This is a genomic window from Streptomyces sp. P1-3 (assembly GCF_050613155.1).
Taxonomy (GTDB): domain Bacteria; phylum Actinomycetota; class Actinomycetes; order Streptomycetales; family Streptomycetaceae; genus Streptomyces.
Map to the genome: position 1 here is coordinate 1,655,758 of NZ_CP192512.1, position 19,899 is coordinate 1,675,656.

13 protein-coding genes and 1 pseudogene are annotated in these 19,899 nt (G+C 69.5%); 7 read left to right on the forward strand and 7 right to left on the reverse strand.

The window, feature by feature from the left end:
• Window positions 1-171: 171 nt before the first annotated feature.
• The 4 genes from ACQUSR_RS07090 to ngcE form a co-directional block, all read right to left on the reverse strand.
• Window positions 172-1,371, reverse strand: coding sequence for an ROK family transcriptional regulator (locus tag ACQUSR_RS07090; protein ID WP_431041697.1), 1,200 nt, complete (start codon window positions 1,369-1,371; stop codon window positions 172-174).
• Between the two features lie 158 nt (window positions 1,372-1,529).
• Window positions 1,530-2,453, reverse strand: a complete 924-nt coding sequence (locus tag ACQUSR_RS07095) for a carbohydrate ABC transporter permease (RefSeq protein ID WP_431041698.1) — start codon at window positions 2,451-2,453, stop codon at window positions 1,530-1,532.
• 15 nt (window positions 2,454-2,468) lie between these two features.
• Entirely contained in the window at window positions 2,469-3,422 is a 954-nt protein-coding gene (locus ACQUSR_RS07100) for a carbohydrate ABC transporter permease (RefSeq protein WP_431041699.1), read from the reverse strand.
• Window positions 3,423-3,459: 37 nt separating this feature from the next.
• Complete coding sequence (ngcE, locus tag ACQUSR_RS07105; RefSeq protein WP_431041700.1) at window positions 3,460-4,908, reverse strand: N-acetylglucosamine/diacetylchitobiose ABC transporter substrate-binding protein; 1,449 nt, start codon at window positions 4,906-4,908, stop codon at window positions 3,460-3,462.
• A 360-nt stretch (window positions 4,909-5,268) separates the two neighbouring features.
• Between ngcE and ACQUSR_RS07110 the strand changes: the two genes are divergently transcribed.
• The 4 genes and pseudogenes from ACQUSR_RS07110 to ACQUSR_RS07125 all read left to right on the forward strand — a co-directional run bounded on the left by ACQUSR_RS07110 (window position 5,269) and on the right by ACQUSR_RS07125 (window position 11,510).
• Complete coding sequence (locus tag ACQUSR_RS07110) at window positions 5,269-5,787, forward strand: hypothetical protein (RefSeq protein ID WP_431041701.1); 519 nt, start codon at window positions 5,269-5,271, stop codon at window positions 5,785-5,787.
• Window positions 5,788-5,989: 202 nt separating this feature from the next.
• Window positions 5,990-9,868, forward strand: coding sequence for a GH92 family glycosyl hydrolase (locus ACQUSR_RS07115; protein WP_431041702.1), 3,879 nt, complete (start codon window positions 5,990-5,992; stop codon window positions 9,866-9,868).
• A gap of 1 nt (window position 9,869) precedes the next feature.
• Window positions 9,870-10,052 (forward strand): annotated as a pseudogene (locus ACQUSR_RS07120) (hypothetical protein); the annotation flags it as partial.
• A gap of 222 nt (window positions 10,053-10,274) precedes the next feature.
• Window positions 10,275-11,510, forward strand: a complete 1,236-nt coding sequence (locus ACQUSR_RS07125) for an MFS transporter (protein WP_431041703.1) — start codon at window positions 10,275-10,277, stop codon at window positions 11,508-11,510.
• A gap of 58 nt (window positions 11,511-11,568) precedes the next feature.
• On the opposite strand, the gene acnA is transcribed toward ACQUSR_RS07125, so the two are convergent.
• Window positions 11,569-14,286 carry an aconitate hydratase AcnA gene (gene acnA / locus ACQUSR_RS07130; protein ID WP_431041704.1) on the reverse strand — a complete coding sequence of 906 codons (2,718 nt, stop codon included), beginning with the start codon at window positions 14,284-14,286 and terminating at the stop codon, window positions 11,569-11,571.
• Between the two features lie 256 nt (window positions 14,287-14,542).
• Between acnA and ACQUSR_RS07135 the strand changes: the two genes are divergently transcribed.
• The gene (locus tag ACQUSR_RS07135) at window positions 14,543-14,926 is read left to right on the forward strand and encodes a VOC family protein (protein ID WP_431041705.1); all 384 of its coding nucleotides are present in this window, start codon (window positions 14,543-14,545) and stop codon (window positions 14,924-14,926) included.
• Window positions 14,927-15,002: 76 nt separating this feature from the next.
• Window positions 15,003-16,532 (forward strand): helix-turn-helix domain-containing protein, encoded by a 1,530-nt coding sequence (locus ACQUSR_RS07140; RefSeq protein ID WP_431041706.1) that lies wholly within the window; start codon window positions 15,003-15,005, stop codon window positions 16,530-16,532.
• A 62-nt stretch (window positions 16,533-16,594) separates the two neighbouring features.
• Here ACQUSR_RS07140 and ACQUSR_RS07145 read toward each other — a convergent pair whose 3' ends face one another.
• A complete protein-coding gene (locus ACQUSR_RS07145) occupies window positions 16,595-16,996 on the reverse strand; it encodes a RidA family protein (protein ID WP_431041707.1) in 402 nt (133 codons plus the stop codon).
• The gene (locus tag ACQUSR_RS07150; protein WP_431041708.1) at window positions 16,993-18,150 is read right to left on the reverse strand and encodes an acyl-CoA dehydrogenase family protein; all 1,158 of its coding nucleotides are present in this window, start codon (window positions 18,148-18,150) and stop codon (window positions 16,993-16,995) included. Before ACQUSR_RS07150 ends, ACQUSR_RS07145 begins: the two co-directional genes overlap by 4 nt.
• Window positions 18,151-18,271: 121 nt before the next feature.
• On the opposite strand from ACQUSR_RS07150, the gene ACQUSR_RS07155 reads away from it, so the two are divergent.
• Window positions 18,272-19,894 (forward strand): AMP-binding protein, encoded by a 1,623-nt coding sequence (locus ACQUSR_RS07155; protein WP_431041709.1) that lies wholly within the window; start codon window positions 18,272-18,274, stop codon window positions 19,892-19,894.
• Window positions 19,895-19,899 lie beyond the last annotated feature (5 nt).

Below are 19,899 nucleotides of genomic sequence, written 5' to 3' on the forward strand. Positions count from 1 at the left end.
TCCTTAACGAGATGGCAACGGTGCCATTCGTTATCTGTGTGAACCCAGCGTGACGCGGCGCAGGCAGGGGGCGGCGCGGGCGGGCGCCACCCCCGCCCGGTTGCGCCCAGGGCCCGTTCGACAGCCGCCCCTGGGGTTATTTTCAGCCACGCGCCCGGCGCGGCGCCCCACTCAGTTCAGCGCCGCGGTCCTCGCCGGCAGCGCGCCGTCCAGCAGCGTGGAGTCGCCCATCTCGCTGAGGACCAGTGCGAGGGCCCCCAGCACCTCCGCCCGGCCGCCCAGCGCACCGGGCATCACCGACAGCTGGCGGGCCGCGCTGGGGATCGCGTACCGCGCGACCGACTCGCGGATGGGGTTGAGGACCAGGTCACCGGCCTCGGCGAGGTGCCCGCCGAGCACCACCCGGCGGGGGTTCAGCAGGTTGCACAGGTTCGCCACGCCGCTGCCGATGTGCCGGCCCACGTCCGCGATCACCCGGCGGCAGCCGGGGTCGCCCTCCCTGGCGAGCTGCACCATCCGCTCCACGGTCAGATCGGTGCCATGGCTGGAGTGCAGCAGCGGCAGCACGTACCGGGCGGCGGTGAAGGTCTCCAGGCAGCCGCGGTTGCCGCAGCGGCACACCGGCCCCGACTCGTCCAGCGTGATGTGCCCGATCTCGCCCGCCGTACCGCCGGGCCCGCGGTAGATCTGGCCGTTGATGACCAGTCCGGCGCCGACGCCGCTGGCGATCTTGATGTACGCGAGGTCCGCGACCCCGCGCCCGGCCCCCCAGACCAGCTCGCCCAGCGCGCCCAGGTTGGCGTCGTTGTCGACATGGACCGGGACACCGAGCCGCGCGGCGAGGTCGTCGCGCGGATTGGTGCCCGCCCAGCCCGGCAGGATGGCGGTCGAACCGAGCGCTCCGGTCTCCATGTCGATCGGCCCCGGCACGCCGAGCCCCACGCCGATCACCTTCTCCGGGCTGCTGCCGGTGGCCGCGATCAGGCGGTTGACCAGGTACTCCGCGCGGTCCATGCCCTGGGCGGCGGAGGCGTCCACGTCCAGTGGCTCGGCCTCCTCGGCGAGCACCTGGTGCGCGAGGTTGCCGATGGCGACCCGCAGGTGGGTGTGGCCGAAGTCCACGCCGACGACGATGCCCGCGTCACCGCTCAGCGAGACGCTGCGGGCCCGGCGGCCGCCCGCCGAGGTGGGCGTGACCTCGACCGTCCCGCCGTCCTTGAGCTCGCGGACGATGTTGGAGACCGTGGCGGCGGACAGGCCCGTACTCCGGGCGATCTCCGCCTGGGTCAGCGAGCCCGCCATCCGTACCGCCCGTACGACCCGCTCCAGGTTGGCCCGGTGCAGCGACGACTGCGATCCCGGAGTCTCCACGCCCATCCACTCCTGCCTCGGCGGACGGCGCGACGGCCGGCCACCGGCCGGGTCGCGACGATGGGACCCGGCACTGTCTCCAACATGTGAACCCTAAGCTGAGCCGCCTGGGTTGCCCCACGTCAAGACCTTGACAGAAGTCGTCCGGACCGCGCGGACTATTTGATCGCACCGGCGGTCAGACCCGCCTGCACCTGCCGCTGGAAGATCAGGTAGACCAGCAGGACCGGGAGCATCGCGATCGTCATCCCCGCCATCAGCGCGCCCCAGTCGCTGTTGTACCCCTGGTTCAGCGCGATCTCCGCCAGGCCCTGGGTGAGCACGTACTTCTTCTGGTCCTGGTTGAGCACCATGGGGAGCAGGTACTGGTTCCACTGCCCCAGGAAGTTGAAGATGCCGATGCTGATCAGGCCCGGCTTGGCCATCGGCAGCATCACCTGGAAGAAGGTCCGGCTGTGGGACGCGCCGTCGATCATGGCGGCCTCGGCCACGGACGTCGGCAGGGTGCGGAAGAACGCGGTCATGAAGAAGACCGTGAACGGCAGCGAGTAGGCGATGTAGACCAGGATCAGGCCGTGGTACGTCGCCAGCAGATTCTCCCCCGGGAAGTCCCGCATCACGAAGAACAGCGGGATGACCAGCATGAACACCGGGAACGCCATACCGCCGACGAAGAGGTAGTAGATGAGGCGGTTGCCGGGGAAGGCGAAGCGGGCCAGTACGTACGCGGCCATGGAGCCCAGCACCATCGTCCCGATGACGGAGCCGCCGACCACGATGACCGTGTTGTAGAAGTAGTCGCCGAAGCTGGCCTCCCGCCAGGCCTTGCTCCAGTTCTCGAAATGCAGCTCGGTGGGCAGCGACCAGGGGTGGTTGAGAATGTCCGCGGTGGACTTGAACGAGCTCCACATGACCCACAGCAGCGGCATGCCCACCATGAGGGCCCAGACCACGAGCATGCCGTGTGAGAACACGTTCAGCACGCCGCCCTCGGAGCGGCCGCGGGCCGGCTCCCCACGCCGCCGCTCGCCCGCCGCCGGGACGGTGTCCTGCTTCGCTACGGCGTCGATCTCCGTCGTCATCGGTCCGTCCCGTCCCTACAACTCGATCCGCTCACGGCGCGCGAAGCGCATCGTGAGTACGGCGAACAGCAGCGTGACCACCAGCATGGCGACGCCCATGGCCGCCGCGTAGCCGAATCTGCTCTCCTGTCCGAAGGCGGTCAGATACAGCCGCAGGGGCACCACGTCCGTCGCCCCGTTCGGACCGCCCAGACCACCCGACATGATGCGCACCAGAACGAAGGCGTCCATCGCGATGATGCCCATGTAGACCCACCCCGTCTGCACCGTGTCCCACAGCAGCGGCAGGGTGATGCGGAAGAAGGTGTGCATGCGGCTGGCCCCGTCCAGCAGCGCCGCCTCGTAGATGTCCCGCGGAATGTTGGCCATGGCCGCGGAGAAGAGGACGACGTAGAAGCCGACGTGCGCCCAGATCATCACGACCATCATGCAGCCCAGCGCCAGGTCCTTGTCGCCGAGCCAGGCGCTCTGCAGGGATTCCAGCCCCACCGCGCCGAGCAGGCCGTTGAGCATGCCGTCGCTGGGGTCGGGGTTGAAGACGTTGAACCAGATCACCGCGATGATGGTGATGGAGATGACCTGGGGGAAGAAGAAGATGAACTTGTACGCCGAAGAGCCGCGCACCCCGGTGATGACGGCGCCGCGCCGCGACCGCCCGCCGACATTGAGCATGAAGGCGAAGAACAGGCCCAGCGCCAGGGTCACCAGCGGCACCACGGCCAGCATGATCACGTTGTGCTTCAACGCGTTCATGAACTCGTCGCTGTGCAGCAGCTTGTCGTAGTTCTCGAAGCCGACGTATTTGGCGGTGCCCTGGACGCCGCGCCATTCCGTGAGCGAGATCTGGAAGGCCTGGATGAAGGGCGAGATCACAAAGATCCCGTAAATGGCCAGAGGCAGGGCCAGGAACCCCGCGATGAATCGGTACTTCTGGAATCCCACGATGAATCGGTACTTGCCGCGCCGCATTCCGCTCCCGGCCCTCCTCGTACCTAGTCCTGGCAGGTCAGACGGTCCGCTGGAACTTCGTCACCTCGTCGTCGGCGGCCCATTCGTCGGCGTACCGCTGGGTCTTCCGGATCCACTCCTTGGCCTTGATGTCGCCGGTGAGGAGCTCCAGTGTCAGCCCGCCGATCTTTTCGTCCGTCAGCTTCGGGTACCACTCCTGGAGCTGAATGGACACCAGGTTCTCGCCGGCGTCCTTGACCACCTGCCGCGCGGCCGAGAGTCCCGGCGTCAGCTCCATTCCCTCGGTGGCTCCCATGACCGAGGTGAGCGACTTCACCTTCCTGGCGAAGTTCTGCGAGTGCTTCTTGGAGAGCATGATGCGGAGCAGTTCCATGCCGCCGGTCGGGTTCTTGCCCTGCTTGGCGACGATGAAGGGCTCACTCGGTTCGGCGCGGACCGTGCCGTGCGGCATCGCGTCGTCGGGGCCGCCGTCGAAGAGCGCGCCGACCGCCATGCCGAAGTCCTTGGGCGTGGTCGACTGCGACTCGTTCTCCACCCACGAGCCGTTCGGAATGAAGACCGCCTCGCGCTGGTTCCACTTCGTCTGGGTCTGGGTGTGCGAGCGGCCCTCGCTGCCCTTGAGGATGTAGCCCTTGGCGGCCAGTTCCTCATAGAACTCGACGACCTGCTGGACCGCGTCGTTGGAGGACCAGGCCTTGGGCTCCAGATTGTCGATGGCGATCCACTTCTCCATGCCGCCGATCTTGGCGATCTGCCCGAAGAGATTGAAGTGGACGTAGTACGGATACTGCCCGGGGTAGGACCACGGGGCGATACCCGCCTGCTTGATGTCGGCACACAGCCTGACCATGTCGTCCAGGGTCTTGGGATATTCCCAGCCCTTGTCGTCGAGCAGCTTCTGTGAATACCAGGTGCCGTAGACCGTGAAGGCGTAATAGAGGACGTCGAAGACATCCTTGTGCTTGCCCTTTTCCAGAGTGCTGGGGTAAAGGAGGTCCCGGACCTTCTTTTTCGGGTCGTCAAAAGACGGCGCGTCCAGCAGCGGCGCCAGGTCCACCAGCTGCCCCTGCGAGGACAGGTTGTTCATGTCCAGGTGTTCGGCGCCGGAGTTGTCGATGACGTCCGGCGGATTGCCGCCCGCGAAGCGGGGCTGGAGCTTCGGCCCCACCTGCTGGGTACCGGTGTGGTTCACCTTGGCGTCGTAGGTCGCCCGGTAATCGGCTTCCGCGTCTCTGGCGTACTCGTCGCCGAGACCGCCTTTGAAGATGAAGGCCTCCAGTGTGGCGCCGTTCTTCACGCCCAGCGGATTCTTGGCGCTGGTCTTGCCCTTGCTCTTGTCCACGCCGTTGTCACTGTCCCCGTCCCCGCCGCCGGTGGCGCAGGCGGACAGCACACTCAAGGTCGGGACGGAGATGACGCCGAGCGCCGCGGACCGCTTGATCAGGTCGCGACGCCCGATGCCTGAGTTGTCTGAGGTGAATCCCATGCTTATGTCTCGCCTTCTCTCGGACAGGCGGTGCATCGGTCTCCCGTATACGCCTCGCCTGGGCGAGGGGCCGACACCGCAGGTCGGTTGAAGCTGAGTTGTGGTGCTTGGGTGCGCGCCGGGAGCCGTGAAACAAATGCGACGCGAGGCCACCGGCGCGACAACCCCGCGGGGCGGCTGCCGGGTCGGACGGCCGCTCAGACGCCGACAGGTATAGTCCACTTCCGCACAACTGGGCAAGATCGATAGCGCATTTATTCTGCGTCTTTCCCGAGTTGAGACCTGTTCGACATACCGTAGGGGACGGAAGGCCCTACGGCGTGCCGCCGTGCGGGCGACAGATTGAGAGGCGGCTCCCCAGTGCTCCGTAAGAAGCTCCCCCTTGCCACCAGCGTTGTCGTGGTCGCGACACTCGCGCTCGTCTCGGGATGCGGCTCGCAGGACGGCGGCGGCTCGTCGAGCGGGGACAGCAAGAGCGGCACGGCGGTCGGCCAGGCCATGGCGAAGCTGCCCGTGAAGCCGACGGAACCGACCCCGGAACCGACCGAGACCGAGGAGCCCGACGAGCCGGACGACCCCAGCTACGGGCTGATCACCCCGGACGTCAAGATGGGGAACTGCGGATGGGATGCGTCCAGTAAGCCGTATGCCGATGTAAAGGTCACCAATTCCTCGTCCACCACGCAGTACTACTCGATCATGGTGGGCTTCACCGGCAAGGACAACGACGACGTCATCACCACGGGCATCGAGTCCGGCGCCGAGGTGGCCGGCAACGGCAAGAAGACCGTCAGGGTCCACGGCCTGATCGCCGACTCCGGCAAGAAGGCGAAGACCTGCCGGATCTCACTGGCCACCAAGAAGTCCACGAAGTCGTAACGAGCCGCACACCCGCCCGGGCGAGGGGCCGCGGAGTCCGTTCGGACGCCGCGGCCCCTCGCCGCGTCCACTCCCCCATCTCCCGCCGTACGCAGCACCCTTGACACCACGGGCCCCGTGCTTCCTACTGGTCTCTGCTCCAGTGGCTTGACAACGTTGTCGCCCTCGGTTCCGGCTGAGCGGCGCCCGATGAGAGGCTGCGATGCGAGGACACAGACGACGGCGCCGGGCCGGGCGCCTCACCGCCGTGGTGACGGCCGTCGCGCTGGCGGTGACCGCGGAAGGCGCCGCCGGCGCGACGGCCACGCCCGCGACGGCCACCGCGGCCGCCGCCACCCAGCACCAACGCCAGGCGCCCGCCGGCACGTTCGGCTCTTCCTTCGAACCGGGCGATCCCGCACCCGATTGGCGCAACACCGTGGAGACCGGACCCGGTGGGGCGCAGAAGGCGTCCGGCGTCGACGGCGCCTACAGCACGGGAATTCCCGGCAATGTGACGGACAAGGTCACCGAGGTCTCAGCGAGCGGGGAGAACACGGCCGGGGGCGAGGTCAAGGAGAACCTCGTCGACGGCGAGCCCACCAGCAAGTGGCTGGTCTTCACCCGCACGGCCCGGCTGGAGTTCGAGTTCTCCGAACCGGTGGACGTCGTCCGGTACGCGCTCACCTCGGCCAATGACGCGGCGGGCCGCGACCCGCGCGACTGGACCCTCAAGGGCTCCACCGACGGCGAGGACTGGCGGACCCTGGACACCCGTACGGGTGAGGACTTCCCACGACGCCACCAGACCAGGGAGTTCTCCTTCGACAACGCCACGGAGTACCGCCGCTTCCGGCTGGAGATCACCCGCAACGCGGGTGACGACCTGACCCAGCTCGCCGAGGTGCAGTTCGGCGGCCGCGACACCAGCCCACCCGCCCCGTCCGCCATGCGCAGCCAGGTCGACCGCGGCCCGTCCGGCTCCCCCACCGCCAAGGCCCGTGCGGGCTTCACCGGAACGCACGCGCTGGCCTACGCCGGCACGCACCGGCCGGACGGCCGGGCGTACTCGTACAACAAGGTCTTCGACGTCGACACGGCGGTCTCCGCCGACACCGTGCTGTCCTACCGGGTCTTCCCCTCGATGCCGGAGACGGACCTGCGCTACCCCGCCACGCATGTGTCGGTGGACCTCGCCTTCACGGACGGCACCTATCTGAGTGATCTGGGCGCGGTCGACCAGCACGGCGCGGAGCTCTCCCCGCGCGGCCAGGCCGCCTCCAAGACCCTGTACGTGAACCAGTGGAACCACAAGGAGGCCCGGATCGGGGCGGTCGCCGCGGGGAAGACGGTCGACCGGATCCTGGTGGCGTACGACGCGCCCAAGGGGCCTGCGGCCTTCCGCGGCTGGCTCGACGACGTCTCCGTCGCCCCGAAGAAGCCCGGGAGACGGCTCGCCCATCTGTCGGACTACGCCGTCACCACCCGCGGCACCAACTCGAGCGGGAGCTTCTCGCGCGGCAACGCCTTCCCCGCCACCGCCGTACCGAACGGCTTCAACTTCTGGACCCCGGTGACCAACGCCGGTGCCACCGACTGGCTGTACCACTACGCGCGCGCGAACAACGCGGACAACCTGCCCACGATCCAGGCGTTCAGCGCCAGCCACGAGCCCAGCCCCTGGATGGGCGACCGGCAGACCTTCCAGGTGATGCCGTCGGCGGCCGCGGGCACGCCGGACGCTTCACGCCACGCCCGTGCCCTCCCCTTCCGCCACACGGCCGAGACCGCCCGGCCGCACCACTACGGCGTACGGTTCGAGAACGGCCTCAGGGCGGAGATCGCGCCGACCGACCACGCGGCCGTCATGCGGTTCACCTATCCGGGTGAGGACGCGAGCGTCGTCTTCGACAACGCCACCGGCGACGGCGGGCTGACCCTGGACGCCGACCGCGGGGTGGTGACCGGCTTCTCCGACGTCAGGAGCGGTCTGTCGACCGGTGCGACCCGGATGTTCGTGTACGGGGTCTTCGACACCCCCGTGACCGCCGGCGGCAAGCTGCCCGGCGACAGCGGCAAGGACGTCACCGGCTACTTCCGCTTCCGGCCGGGCGCGGACCGCACCGTCACCCTGCGCATCGCCACCTCGCTGATCGGCGTCGACCAGGCGAAGGCCAACCTGGCCCGCGAGATCCCGGAGTCCACCAACTTCGAGCAGGTCAGGGCGCGGGCGCAGGCCGAGTGGGATGCCATCCTGGGCCGGGTGGAGGTCGAAGGCGCCGACCGCGACCAGCTCACCTCGCTCTACTCCAGCCTCTACCGGCTGTATCTGTATCCCAATTCCGCTTTCGAGAACACGGGGACCGCGGACAGCCCCCGATACCAGTACGCCAGCCCCTTCTCCCCGCCGGCCGGGGAGAACACCCCGACCCGCACCGGCGCGCGGATCGTGGACGGCAAGGTCTACGTGAACAACGGTTTCTGGGACACCTACCGCACCACCTGGCCCGCCTACTCCCTGCTCACCCCCGAGCGCGCGGGCGAGATGGTCGACGGCTTCGTCCAGCAGTACAAGGACGGCGGCTGGATATCCCGCTGGTCCTCGCCCGGCTACGCCGATCTGATGACCGGCACCAGCTCGGACGTGGCTTTCGCCGACGCCTACCTCAAGGGTGTGGACTTCGATGCCGAGGCCGCGTACGAGGCCGCGCTGAAGAACGCCACGGTGGCGCCTTCGCACTCCGGTGTCGGCCGCAAGGGCATGGACACCTCCGTGTTCCTGGGCTACACGACCACGAGGACGCACGAGGGCATGTCCTGGGCGCTGGAGGGCTACCTCAACGACTTCGGGCTCGCGCGCATGGGCGAAGCCCTCTACAAGAAGACGAAGAAGACCCGCTACATGGAGGAGTCCGCCTATTTCCTGAACCGGGCCCGCGGCTACGTCAGGCATTTCGACCGTGCGGCGGGCTTCTTCCAGGGCAGGAACGCGGACGGTACGTGGCGGGTGCCGTCGGCGGACTACGACCCGCGCGTCTGGGGCCACGACTACACCGAGACCAACGGCTGGGGCTATGCCTTCACCGCGCCGCAGGACAGCCGCGGCCTGGCCAACCTCTACGGCGGCCGGGACGGCCTGGCCCGCAAGCTCGACGCGTACTTCGCCACACCGGAGACCGCGAGCCCGGAGTTCGCCGGTTCGTACGGCGGCGTGATCCACGAGATGACCGAGGCGCGGGACGTACGGATGGGCATGTACGGGCACAGCAACCAGGTCGCCCACCACGCCACGTACATGTACGACGCGGCCGGACAGCCGTGGAAGACCCAGGAGAAGGTCCGCGAGGTCCTCTCCCGGCTGTACACCGGAAGCGAGATCGGCCAGGGCTACCACGGCGACGAGGACAACGGCGAGCAGTCGGCGTGGTACGTCTTCAGCGCGCTGGGGTTCTATCCGCTGGTGATGGGCGGCGCGGAGTACGCGATCGGATCGCCCTTGTTCAAGAAGGCGACGGTGCATCTGGAGAACGGCCGTGACCTGGTGGTCAAGGCCCCGCGCAACAGCGCCCGCAACGTCTACGTCCAGGGCGTGAAGGTCAACGGCGAGCGCTGGGATTCCACGGCGCTTCCGCACGCGGTGCTGGCCCGGGGCGGGACGCTGGAGTTCGCGATGGGTGACAGGCCGTCGGCCTGGGGCACCGGCAGGCGCGCCGGCCCGTCCTCCGTCACCCAGGACGACAAGGTGCCCGCACCGCGCGGCGACCTGCTCGACGGCTCCGGGCCGCTCTTCGACGACTCCTCGGCGACGGACGCGTCGTTCGGCTCGCTGGACCTGCCGGTCGCGTCGGCGCGGCGCGCGGTGCAGTACACGCTGACGTCGTCGCACCGGGCCGACGCGCCGTCGGGCTGGGTTCTCCAGGGCTCGGACGACGGCCGGCGGTGGCATGAGCTGGACCGGCGCTCCGGCGAGTCCTTCCGCTGGGACCGCCAGACGCGCGTCTTCTCCGTACGGTCGCCGGGAACATACCGGCACTACCGCCTGGTGACCGACGGGCAGGCAACCCTGGCGGAGGTCGAACTTCTGGGCGATCAAACCGGTTGACATCGGCGCCGGCTGGGGCCAGTACACCCAGCTGGCGGGGCAGGGCGACCTGACCGGCGACGGCAAGGCGGACCTCGTGGCCGTCGACCGCTCCGGTGCGGCGTGGCTGTACAAGGGCACCGGCGACTACGCCAAGCCGTTCGCCAAGCGCAGCAAGATCGGTGCCTCGGGCTGGAACCAGTACGTCCAGATGTTCTGAGCGCTGACCGGGTGACCGGGTGAGCGAATGGGCCGCATTCCCGCGAGGGAAATGCGGCCCATACCGCTTTTCGGGGGCGCGTTCGGCGAGAATGCGACATCACCGTTCCGCGATGCCGTTGGCGTCGAGAATCCGCCGGACGCTTTCGGCGGCGGTTGCTGAACTGCTGGGCGTAGCCATTGCGATGCCCACCACAGGACGGAATCCATGTCCGCAGCCACCGCCCATTCCACCGATTCGGCCGATCCCGCTGACGACACGAGAATTGCCACGCCGTCGCCTTTGGTCGGCTGGCTGGCCGTGATCTCGGTGATGATGGGGATCTTCTCGATCGTCACCACCGAGATCCTGCCGATCGGCCTGCTGACGTTGATCGGGGCCGACTTCACCGTCTCGGACGGGATGGCGGGCCTGATGATGACCATGCCGGGGTTCCTGGCCGCCGTCTCCGCTCCCTTGGTCACCGTGGCGACGGCACGGATCGACCGCCGGCTGATGCTGTGCGCTTTCATGCTTCTGCTGGCACTGGCCGACTTCCTCGCCGCGGCGGCCCCGTCCTACGAGCTGGTGCTGGTCTCCCGGGTCCTGGTCGGGGTGACGATCGGCGGCTTCTGGTCGATCGGGGCCGGTCTGGCCGACCGGCTCGTACCGGCGGAGTCGGTCGGCAGGGCGACAGCGGTGATCTTCTCGGCGGTTCCCCTGGGCTCCGTGCTCGGTGTGCCCGTCGGCACGTTCATCGGGGACGTCGCCGGCTGGCGGACGGCGTTCGCCGTCATGGGAGTGCTGGCCGTAGGGGTCTGGATCACGATGCTCCTGGTGCTGCCCACGCTGCCGCCCAGGCGCGTCACCCGGCTGCGTGTCCTGCGTACCGCGCTCAAGAGCGTCACCACGCGTTTCGCGCTGCTGACGACCTTTCTCATCGTGCTGGCCCATTTCGGGGCGTACACCTATGTGACCCCGTTCCTGGAGCAGGTCTCCCACGCGGGCCCGGGACTGGTCACCGTCCTTCTGCTCACGTATGGAGCCGCCGGGATCGTCGGCAATTTCGTGGGCGGCGCCACGGTGGCGCGCCATCCGCACGCCACGTTCGCGGCCGCCGCGGGAATGCTCGCCTGCGCGACGGGACTGCTTCCCGTTCTGGGCAGGTGGCACATCGGTGCGCTGGCGCTGCTCGTCGTCTGGGGTGTCGCGTACGGTGCCGTGCCCGTCTGCTCCCAGGCATGGTTCTCGCAGGCGTGCCCCGCCGCGCCGGAGGCGGCCTCGGTGCTCTTCACCGCGTCGTTCCAGGCGACGATCTCCGTGGGGGCGCTGGTCGGCGGCGTCGTCGTGGACCGCACGTCTCCATCGACCATGATGGTGCTCGGCAGCGTGACCGCGGTGCTCATGGCGGTGGCCGTGGGGATCCACATCGCCCGGCGTCCGACCTGGTCCAAGAATGGCTGACGGGCCGCACCCCGGCATGGGGGTGCGGCCCGTTCGGCTGTCCGCTGCCGGCTACCGCTTACTTGCGGATCAGGCTGCGCAGCACGTACTGCATGATGCCGCCGTTGCGGTAGTAGTCCGCCTCACCCGGGGTGTCGATGCGGACGACCGCGTCGAACTCCACGCCCGTGTCCGTGGTGACCTTGACGGTGCGCGGGGTCGTGCCGTCGTTCAGCTCGGTGACGCCGGTGATGGAGAAGGTCTCCTCGCCGGTCAGGCCAAGGGCCAGGGCCGAGGCGCCCTCCGGGAACTGGAGCGGCAGCACGCCCATGCCGATGAGGTTCGAGCGGTGGATGCGCTCGTAGGACTCGGCGATGACGGCCTTGACGCCGAGGAGCGCGGTGCCCTTGGCGGCCCAGTCGCGGGACGAGCCGGAGCCGTACTCCTTGCCCGCCAGGACGACCAGCGGCGTGCCCGCGTCGATGTAGTTGCGCGAGGCGTCGTAGATGAAGGAGACCGGGCCGCCCTCCTGCGTGAAGTCGCGGGTGTAGCCGCCCTCGGTGCCCGGCGCGATCTGGTTGCGCAGGCGGATGTTGGCGAAGGTGCCGCGGATCATGACCTCGTGGTTGCCGCGGCGCGAGCCGTAGCTGTTGAAGTCGCGACGCTCGACGCCGTGCTCGGTCAGGTACTGGCCGGCCGGGGTGTCGGCCTTGATCGCACCGGCCGGGGAGATGTGGTCGGTGGTGACCGAGTCGCCCAGCTTCGCCAGCACGCGGGCACCGGCGATGTCGGTGACCGGGGCCGACTCCATCGTCATGCCCTCGAAGTACGGGGGCTTGCGGACGTAGGTGGACTGCGGGTCCCACTCGAACGTGTTGCCGGTCGGGATCGGCAGCGCCTGCCACTGCGCGTCGCCCGCGAAGACGTCCTGGTAGGAGGTGGCGAACATGTCCTGGCCGATCGCGGAGGCGACGACCTCGTTGACCTCGGCCTCGGTGGGCCAGATGTCCTTGAGGTGGACCGGGTTGCCGTCGGTGTCGATGCCGATGGCGTCCTTGGTGATGTCCACCTTCATGGAGCCCGCGATGGCGTACGCGACGACCAGCGGCGGGGACGCCAGGTAGTTCATCTTGACGTCCGGGTTGATCCGGCCCTCGAAGTTGCGGTTGCCGGAGAGCACGGACGTCACGGCCAGGTCGGCCTCGTTGACGGCCTTGGAGACCTCCTCCGGCAGCGGGCCGGAGTTGCCGATGCAGGTGGTGCAGCCGTAGCCGACGAGGTTGAAGCCCATCTTGTCGAGGTACGGGGTGAGCCCGGCGCGGTCGTAGTAGTCCATGACGACCTTGGAGCCCGGGGCGAGGGTGGTCTTGACCCACGGCTTGCGGGTCAGGCCCTTCTCCACCGCCTTCTTGGCCACCAGCGCGGCGGCGACCATGACGTACGGGTTCGAGGTGTTGGTGCAGGAGGTGATCGCGGCGACGGTGACGGCGCCGTGATCGATCTCGTAGACCGTGCCGTCGGGGGAGGTGACCTGGGTCGGCTTGGTCGGCGCGCCGTTGTGGTCCACCGCCGGGGCGTCGGAGGCCGGGAAGGACTCCTTGCCCGCCTCCTCGTCGTCACCGACGTAGTTGCGCACGTCCTGCGCGAACTGCTGCGCGGCCTCGGCCAGGACGATGCGGTCCTGCGGGCGCTTGGGACCGGCGATCGACGGGACGACCGTGGAGAGGTCCAGCTCCAGCTTCTCGGAGAAGTCCGGCTCGGCGGCCGGGTCCAGCCACAGGCCCTGCTCCTTGGCGTACGCCTCGACCAGCGCGACCTGCTGCTCGCTGCGACCGGTCAGGCGCAGGTACTTCAGGGTCTCGCCGTCGATCGGGAAGATCGCGGCGGTGGAGCCGAACTCCGGCGACATGTTGCCGATGGTGGCGCGGTTGGCGAGCGAGGTGGCGGCGACGCCCTCACCGTAGAACTCCACGAACTTGCCGACCACGCCGTGCTTGCGCAGCATCTCGGTGATGGTCAGCACCAGGTCGGTGGCGGTGGTGCCGGTGGGCAGCTCGCCGGTCAGCTTGAAGCCGACGACGCGCGGGATGAGCATGGAGACCGGCTGGCCGAGCATGGCGGCCTCGGCCTCGATGCCGCCGACGCCCCAGCCCAGCACACCGAGGCCGTTGACCATGGTGGTGTGCGAGTCGGTGCCGACGAGGGTGTCGGGGTAGGCCTGGCCGCCTCGGACCATGACGGTGCGGGCCAGGTGCTCGATGTTCACCTGGTGGACGATGCCGGTGCCGGGCGGGACGACCTTGAACTCGTCGAAGGCGGTCTGGCCCCAGCGCAGGAACTGGTAGCGCTCGCGGTTGCGGCCGTACTCCAGCTCCACGTTCTGGGCGAAGGAGTCCGGGGTGCCGAACTTGTCGGCGATGACGGAGTGGTCGATGACCAGCTCGGCCGGGGCCAGCGGGTTGATCTTCGCCGGGTCGCCGCCGAGCTCCTTGACGGCCTCGCGCATGGTCGCGAGGTCCACGACACACGGCACACCGGTGAAGTCCTGCATGATCACGCGGGCCGGCGTGAACTGGATCTCCTGGCTCGGCTGCGCCTGGGAGTCCCAGCCGCCGAGCGCGCGGATGTGGTCGGCGGTGATGTTCGCGCCGTCCTCGGTGCGGAGCAGGTTCTCCAGCAGCACCTTCAGGCTGTACGGCAGCCGGGCGGAGCCCTCCACCTTGTCCAGCCGGAAGATCTCGTACGACTCGTCGCCCACCTGCAGCGTGCTGCGGGCGTCGAAGCTGTTCGCCGACACGACAGTCTCCTTCTTGCGTGATCCTCGCGCGTACCAGCGCAATCCTGCCGTCGCAGGGGCCACGCCCATCCGCTAAGGTATGCCTAAGTTAGGCTTGCCTCAGCCGGCGGGCATCGCGGTACGCCTCTCGGCAGATATCTCGATGTCGAGATAACCCTAGTACATCACCTCCGCCACCGCCCTTCGGGCTGCCCACTCGCCTCGCCGCCACAGGGCCGCGAGACTGAGAGAAAAGGGGCGAGAACGGAGGTACCGGATGTTCGGGAACAGCAAGGCGTTCAGCGGCTTCTCCGTGGACGACACCCGCAAGGCGAAGGACTTCTACGAGGGCACGCTCGGACTCCGGGTCACCGAGGAGCACGGGATGCTGACACTGCACCTCGCCGGGGGCACGGAAGTCCTGGTCTATCCGAAGGAGCACCACACCCCCGCCACGTTCACCATCCTCAACTTCCCCGTGGACGACATCGACCAGGCCGTCGACGGGCTCACGGGGCACGGAGTGGCGTTCGAGCGGTACGACGCGTTCCAGCACGACGACAAGGGCATCGTGCGCGAGAGCGGCGGTCCGTCCATCGCCTGGTTCAAGGATCCCGCGGGGAACGTCCTGTCGGTGCTCCAGGAGCGGCCATCGGGGTGACGTCCCACGCGACACACCGTCACCCTTACGGCACCCGTAACCCATTCGCATCTCATATTTGAGATAGTCTCACTATATGACAGACGACTACCTCGTACGTATCGGCAAGCTCATCCGTGACGCCCGTCAGCACCGTGGTTGGACGCAGTCGCAGCTCGCGGAGGCCCTCGGTACGAGCCAGAGCGCGGTCAACCGCATCGAACGCGGTAACCAGAACATCAGCCTTGAGATGATCGCCCGCATCGGAGAGGCACTGGACAGCGAGATCGTCTCGCTCGGGTACGCGGGCCCGATGCATCTGCGCGTGGTCGGCGGCCGCCGGCTGTCCGGCAGCATCGACGTCAAGACGAGCAAGAACGCGTGCGTGGCGCTGCTGTGCGCCTCGCTCCTCAACTCCGGCCGTACGACGCTGCGCAGGGTCGCCCGGATCGAGGAGGTCTACCGCATCCTGGAGGTGCTGGGCAGCATCGGCGTGAAGACGCGGTGGATCAACGACGGCGCCGACCTGGAGATCACCCCGCCCGCCGAACTGGACCTGGCCGCGATGGACACCGAGGCGGCCCGGCGGACCCGCAGCGTGATCATGTTCCTCGGCCCGCTGCTGCACCGGATGGACAACTTCAAGATCCCGTATGCGGGCGGCTGCGATCTGGGCACCCGTACCGTGCAGCCGCACATGACCGCGCTGCGCCACTTCGGACTTGAGATCACGGCCACCGACGGGACGTACCACGCGCAGGTGGACCGCACGGTCTCCCCCACCCGCGCCATCGTGCTGACCGAGCGCGGCGACACCGTGACGGAGAACGCGCTGCTGGCCGCCGCCCGGCACGACGGGGTCTCGGTCATCCGCAACGCCTCCTCCAACTACATGGTCCAGGACCTGTGTTTCTTCCTGGAGCAGCTGGGCGTACGGGTCGACGGCATCGGCACCACCACGCTCACGGTGCACGGTGTCGCGCAGATCGACCGGGACGTCGACTACGCGCCGTCGGAGGACCCGGTGGAGGCGATGAGCCTGCTCGCCGCGGCCGTGGTCACCGAGTCGGAGCTGACGATCCGCCGGGTGCCGGTGGAGTTCCTGGAGATCGAGCTGGCCGTCCTGGAGGAGATGGGGCTGGACCACGAGCGCAGCGCCGAGTACAAGGCGGACAACGGGCGCACCCGGCTGATCGACCTCACGGTCCGGCCGTCGAAGCTGAGCGCTCCGCTGGACAAGATCCACCCGATGCCGTTCCCCGGGCTCAACATCGACAACGTGCCGTTCTTCGCGGCCATCGCCGCCGCCGCGCAGGGTTCGACGCTGATCCACGACTGGGTCTACGACAACCGCGCCATCTATCTGACCGACCTGAACCGGCTGGGCGCCGGAGTCAAGCTCCTCGACCCGCACCGGGTGCTGGTCGAGGGCCCGACGCGCTGGCGCAGCGCGGAGATGATGTGCCCGCCCGCGCTGCGGCCCGCGGTGGTGGTGCTGCTGGCCATGATGGCGGCCGAGGGCACGTCGGTGCTGCGCAACGTGTATGTCATCAACCGCGGTTACGAGGACCTGGCGGAGCGGCTGAACTCGATCGGCGCGCAGATCGAGACGTTCCGGGACATCTGACGGGAGGGCGGGTGCGGCGGCCCCGGGTTCCAGGCCCCGCCCCTGGAACCCGGGGCCGACGCTCATTCGGGCAGGACCGCGATGCCGTCCAGTTCGACCAGGGCCTCCTCGTCCCAGAGCCGGACCGCGCCGATGACGGCCATCGCGGGGTAGTCGCGGCCCGCCAGTTCCCGCCAGATCCGGCCCAGTTCGGGCGCGCAGGCGCGGTAGGCGGCCACGTCGGTGGCGTAGACCGTGACCCGGGCCAGATGCGCGGGCGAGCCGCCTGCTGCACGCAGGGCGGTGAGCAGATTGCCCAGCGCCTGCCGGAACTGCTCCGGCAGCCCGGTTCCGACGACCCTGCCCGCCCCGTCCAGCGCGGTCTGCCCGGCCAGGAAGACCAGGCGTCCGCCGGTGGCGGTGACGGCGTGGGTGAAGCCGGAGGCCGGGGAGAGCCCGGCGGGGTTCAGCCGGTCCAGAGTCATCGGTGCGGCTCCTCTCGGTACAGCTCCTCGGCTCGGTACAGCTCCTTCGCGATGATGGTGCGCTGGACCTCGGTGGCGCCCTCGTAGATCCGCGGGGCGCGCACCTCGCGGTAGAGGTGTTCGAGCAGATGGCCGCGGCGCAGGGCGCGGGCGCCGTGGATCTGGACGGCGGCGTCGACCACGTATCCGGCGGTCTCGGTGGCGAGGAGTTTGGCCATGGCGGAGCGCTTGGCGACGTCGGGGGCGCCCGCGTCGCAGGCGGCGGCCGCGGCGTAGACCAGCAGCCGGGCCGCCTCGGTGCGGGTGGCCATCTCGGCGAGCTGGTGGGAGACGGCCTGTAGGTCCTTCAACGGTCCGCCGAACGCGGTGCGTTCGGCCGCGTGGGCGAGTGCCGCGTCCAGCGCCGCCTGCGCCATGCCGACGGCGAACGCGCCGACGCTGGGCCGCAGCAGGTTGAGGGTGCGCATGGCGACGCCGAAGCCCCCGTCGACCGCGCCGAGGACGTCGGCGCGGGTGACCGGGACCGCGTCGAAGGTGTACCGGCCGATGGGGTGCGGGCTGAGCATCTCCAGGGGCTCGCCGCCGAGTCCGGGCCGGTCGGCCGGGACGAGGAAGGCGGTGACGCCGCGCGCGCCCGCGCCGTCGGCGGTGCGCGCGAAGACGGTGCACACGTCCGCCTCCGGGGCGTTGGAGATCCAGCACTTCTCGCCGGTCAGCCGCCAGCCCGCGGAGCCGTCGCGCTCGGCGCGCAGGGTGAGCGCGGCGGCGTCGGAGCCCGCGGCCTCCTCGCTGAGCGCGAAGGCGGTCACGGCGCGGCCCGCCCGCACCCCGGGCAGCCAGCGGTCACGCTGCTCCGGGGTGCCGGACAGGACGACCGGATAGGCGCCCAGCCCCTGGAGGGCGAGCGCGGTCTCGGCCTCCGTGCACTCCATGGCCAGCGATTCGCGCAGCAGGCACAGGTCCAGCGCGCGCACCGGCCCGTCTTCGGGGAACAGTCTGCGCAGCAGGCCGAGTTCGCCGAGCGCGGCGACCAGGGGCCGGTTGATCCGGCCGGGCGGGCCCTGTTCCGCCAGCGGGCGCAGCCGCTCGGCGGCGATGGCACGCAGCTCGGCGCACCACGTGAGCTGTTCGGGATCCAGTCCGAATGCCGGCATCGGGCACCCTCCCTCTCCCTCATCGGATATCGCGATCTGTTGACTGTCGTCACGAACACGTTACGCTGACGGAGCGACTTCAGGGCAGGCATACGGCCAGGCATGGGAGGCGCGTGACGCGATGGAGCTCAAGCCCTCGGCGCACATCGACACCTTCGCCCGCGACCACCTGCCGCCGCCCGGCCAGTGGCCGCGGCTGCTGCACGAGCCACCCGCCCCCGCCTATCCCGACCGGGTCAACTGCGGTGCCGAGCTGCTGGACGGCACCGTCGACCGGCTGGGGCCGCAGCGGGTGGCGCTGCGCGGCGGCACCGGGGAGAGCTGGACGTACGGCGAGCTCCAGGGGCACGTCGACCGCATCGCGCACACGCTCACCACCGATCTGGGCGTGGTGCCGGGCAACCGGGTGCTGCTGCGCGGCCCCACCACCCCGTGGCTGGCGGCCTGCTGGCTGGCGGTGATGAAGGCGGGCGCCGTAGCGGTGACCGTGCTGGCCTCCCACCGCGCGGCGGAGCTGGCGACGATCTGCCGGATCGCGCGGGTGAGCCACGCGCTGTGCGACGCCCGGTCCCTGGAGGACCTGGCGAAGGCCGAGGTGCGGGGGCTGCGGGTGACGGTGTTCGGCGGCCGGTCCGCCGACGACCTGCTGCGGCGCGCGGCCGCCCATCCCACCCCGTACCCGGCGGTGGCCACCTCCGCCGACGACGTGGCGCTGATCGCCTTCACCTCCGGCACCACCGGGCGGCCCAAGGGCTGCATGCACTTCCACCGCGATGTGCTGGCCATCGCCGACACCTTCTCCGCGCGGGTGCTGCGGCCGCGCCCGGACGACGTGTTCGCCGGCAGCCCGCCACTCGGCTTCACCTTCGGGCTCGGCGGGCTCGTGGTGTTCCCGCTGCGGGCGGGCGCCGCCGCGCTGCTCTCCGACTGGGGCGGGCCCGCGCGGCTGCTGGACGACGTCCAGCAACACCGGATATCGGTGCTGTTCACAGCGCCGACCGCGTACCGCGCGATGCTCGGGCGGCTGCGCGCGTACGACCTCTCCAGCCTGCGCCGCTGCGTCTCGGCCGGGGAGAACCTGCCCGCCGCGGTCTGGCACGACTGGTACGCGGCGACCGGCCTGCGCATCATCAACGGCATCGGCGCCACCGAGCTGCTGCACATCTTCATCTCGGCCGCCGACGACGCGATCCGGCCCGGCACCACCGGGGTTCCGGTGCCCGGCTTCCAGGCGCGGGTGGTGGACGCCGACGGGCGGCCGGTCCCGGACGGCGAGCCGGGGCTGCTGGCCGTGCGCGGACCGACCGGCTGCCGCTATCTGGCCGACGAGCGGCAGCGCGACTACGTACGCGACGGCTGGAATCTGACCGGCGACACCTATATCCGCGATCCGGATGGCTACTTCCGGTATGTGGCTCGCGCCGACGACATGATCATCTCGGCGGGGTACAACATCGCGGGTCCGGAGGTCGAGGACGCGCTGCTGCGTCACCCGCACGTGGAGGAGGTCGCGGTCACCGGTCGTCCGGACAGCGAGCGCGGCATGGCCGTCGTCGCCCACGTGGTGCTGCGCTCGGGGGTGCCGCGGACCGAGGAGACGGCCGACTCGCTGCGGCGGTTCGCCAAGGCGGAGCTGGCCCCGTACAAGTGCCCGCGCCATGTCGTCTTCCTGGACGCGCTCCCCCGCACCCCCACCGGCAAGCTCCAGCGGTTCCGGCTGCGCGGCGGCGGATCCGGCCAGTGAGCGGC

Excerpts from the sequence above, each read along its gene's own strand:
- ACQUSR_RS07095 (WP_431041698.1), bottom strand. The coding sequence starts at position 2,453 with ATGACGACGGAGATCGACGCCGTAGCGAAGCAGGACACCGTCCCGGCG.
- ACQUSR_RS07100 (WP_431041699.1), bottom strand. The coding sequence starts at position 3,422 with ATGCGGCGCGGCAAGTACCGATTCATCGTGGGATTCCAGAAGTACCGA.
- ngcE (WP_431041700.1), bottom strand. The coding sequence starts at position 4,908 with ATGGGATTCACCTCAGACAACTCAGGCATCGGGCGTCGCGACCTGATC.
- ACQUSR_RS07115 (WP_431041702.1), top strand. The coding sequence starts at position 5,990 with ATGCGAGGACACAGACGACGGCGCCGGGCCGGGCGCCTCACCGCCGTG.
- ACQUSR_RS07125 (WP_431041703.1), top strand. The coding sequence starts at position 10,275 with ATGTCCGCAGCCACCGCCCATTCCACCGATTCGGCCGATCCCGCTGAC.
- ACQUSR_RS07135 (WP_431041705.1), top strand. The coding sequence starts at position 14,543 with ATGTTCGGGAACAGCAAGGCGTTCAGCGGCTTCTCCGTGGACGACACC.
- ACQUSR_RS07140 (WP_431041706.1), top strand. The coding sequence starts at position 15,003 with ATGACAGACGACTACCTCGTACGTATCGGCAAGCTCATCCGTGACGCC.
- ACQUSR_RS07145 (WP_431041707.1), bottom strand. The coding sequence starts at position 16,996 with ATGACTCTGGACCGGCTGAACCCCGCCGGGCTCTCCCCGGCCTCCGGC.
- ACQUSR_RS07150 (WP_431041708.1), bottom strand. The coding sequence starts at position 18,150 with ATGCCGGCATTCGGACTGGATCCCGAACAGCTCACGTGGTGCGCCGAG.
- ACQUSR_RS07155 (WP_431041709.1), top strand. The coding sequence starts at position 18,272 with ATGGAGCTCAAGCCCTCGGCGCACATCGACACCTTCGCCCGCGACCAC.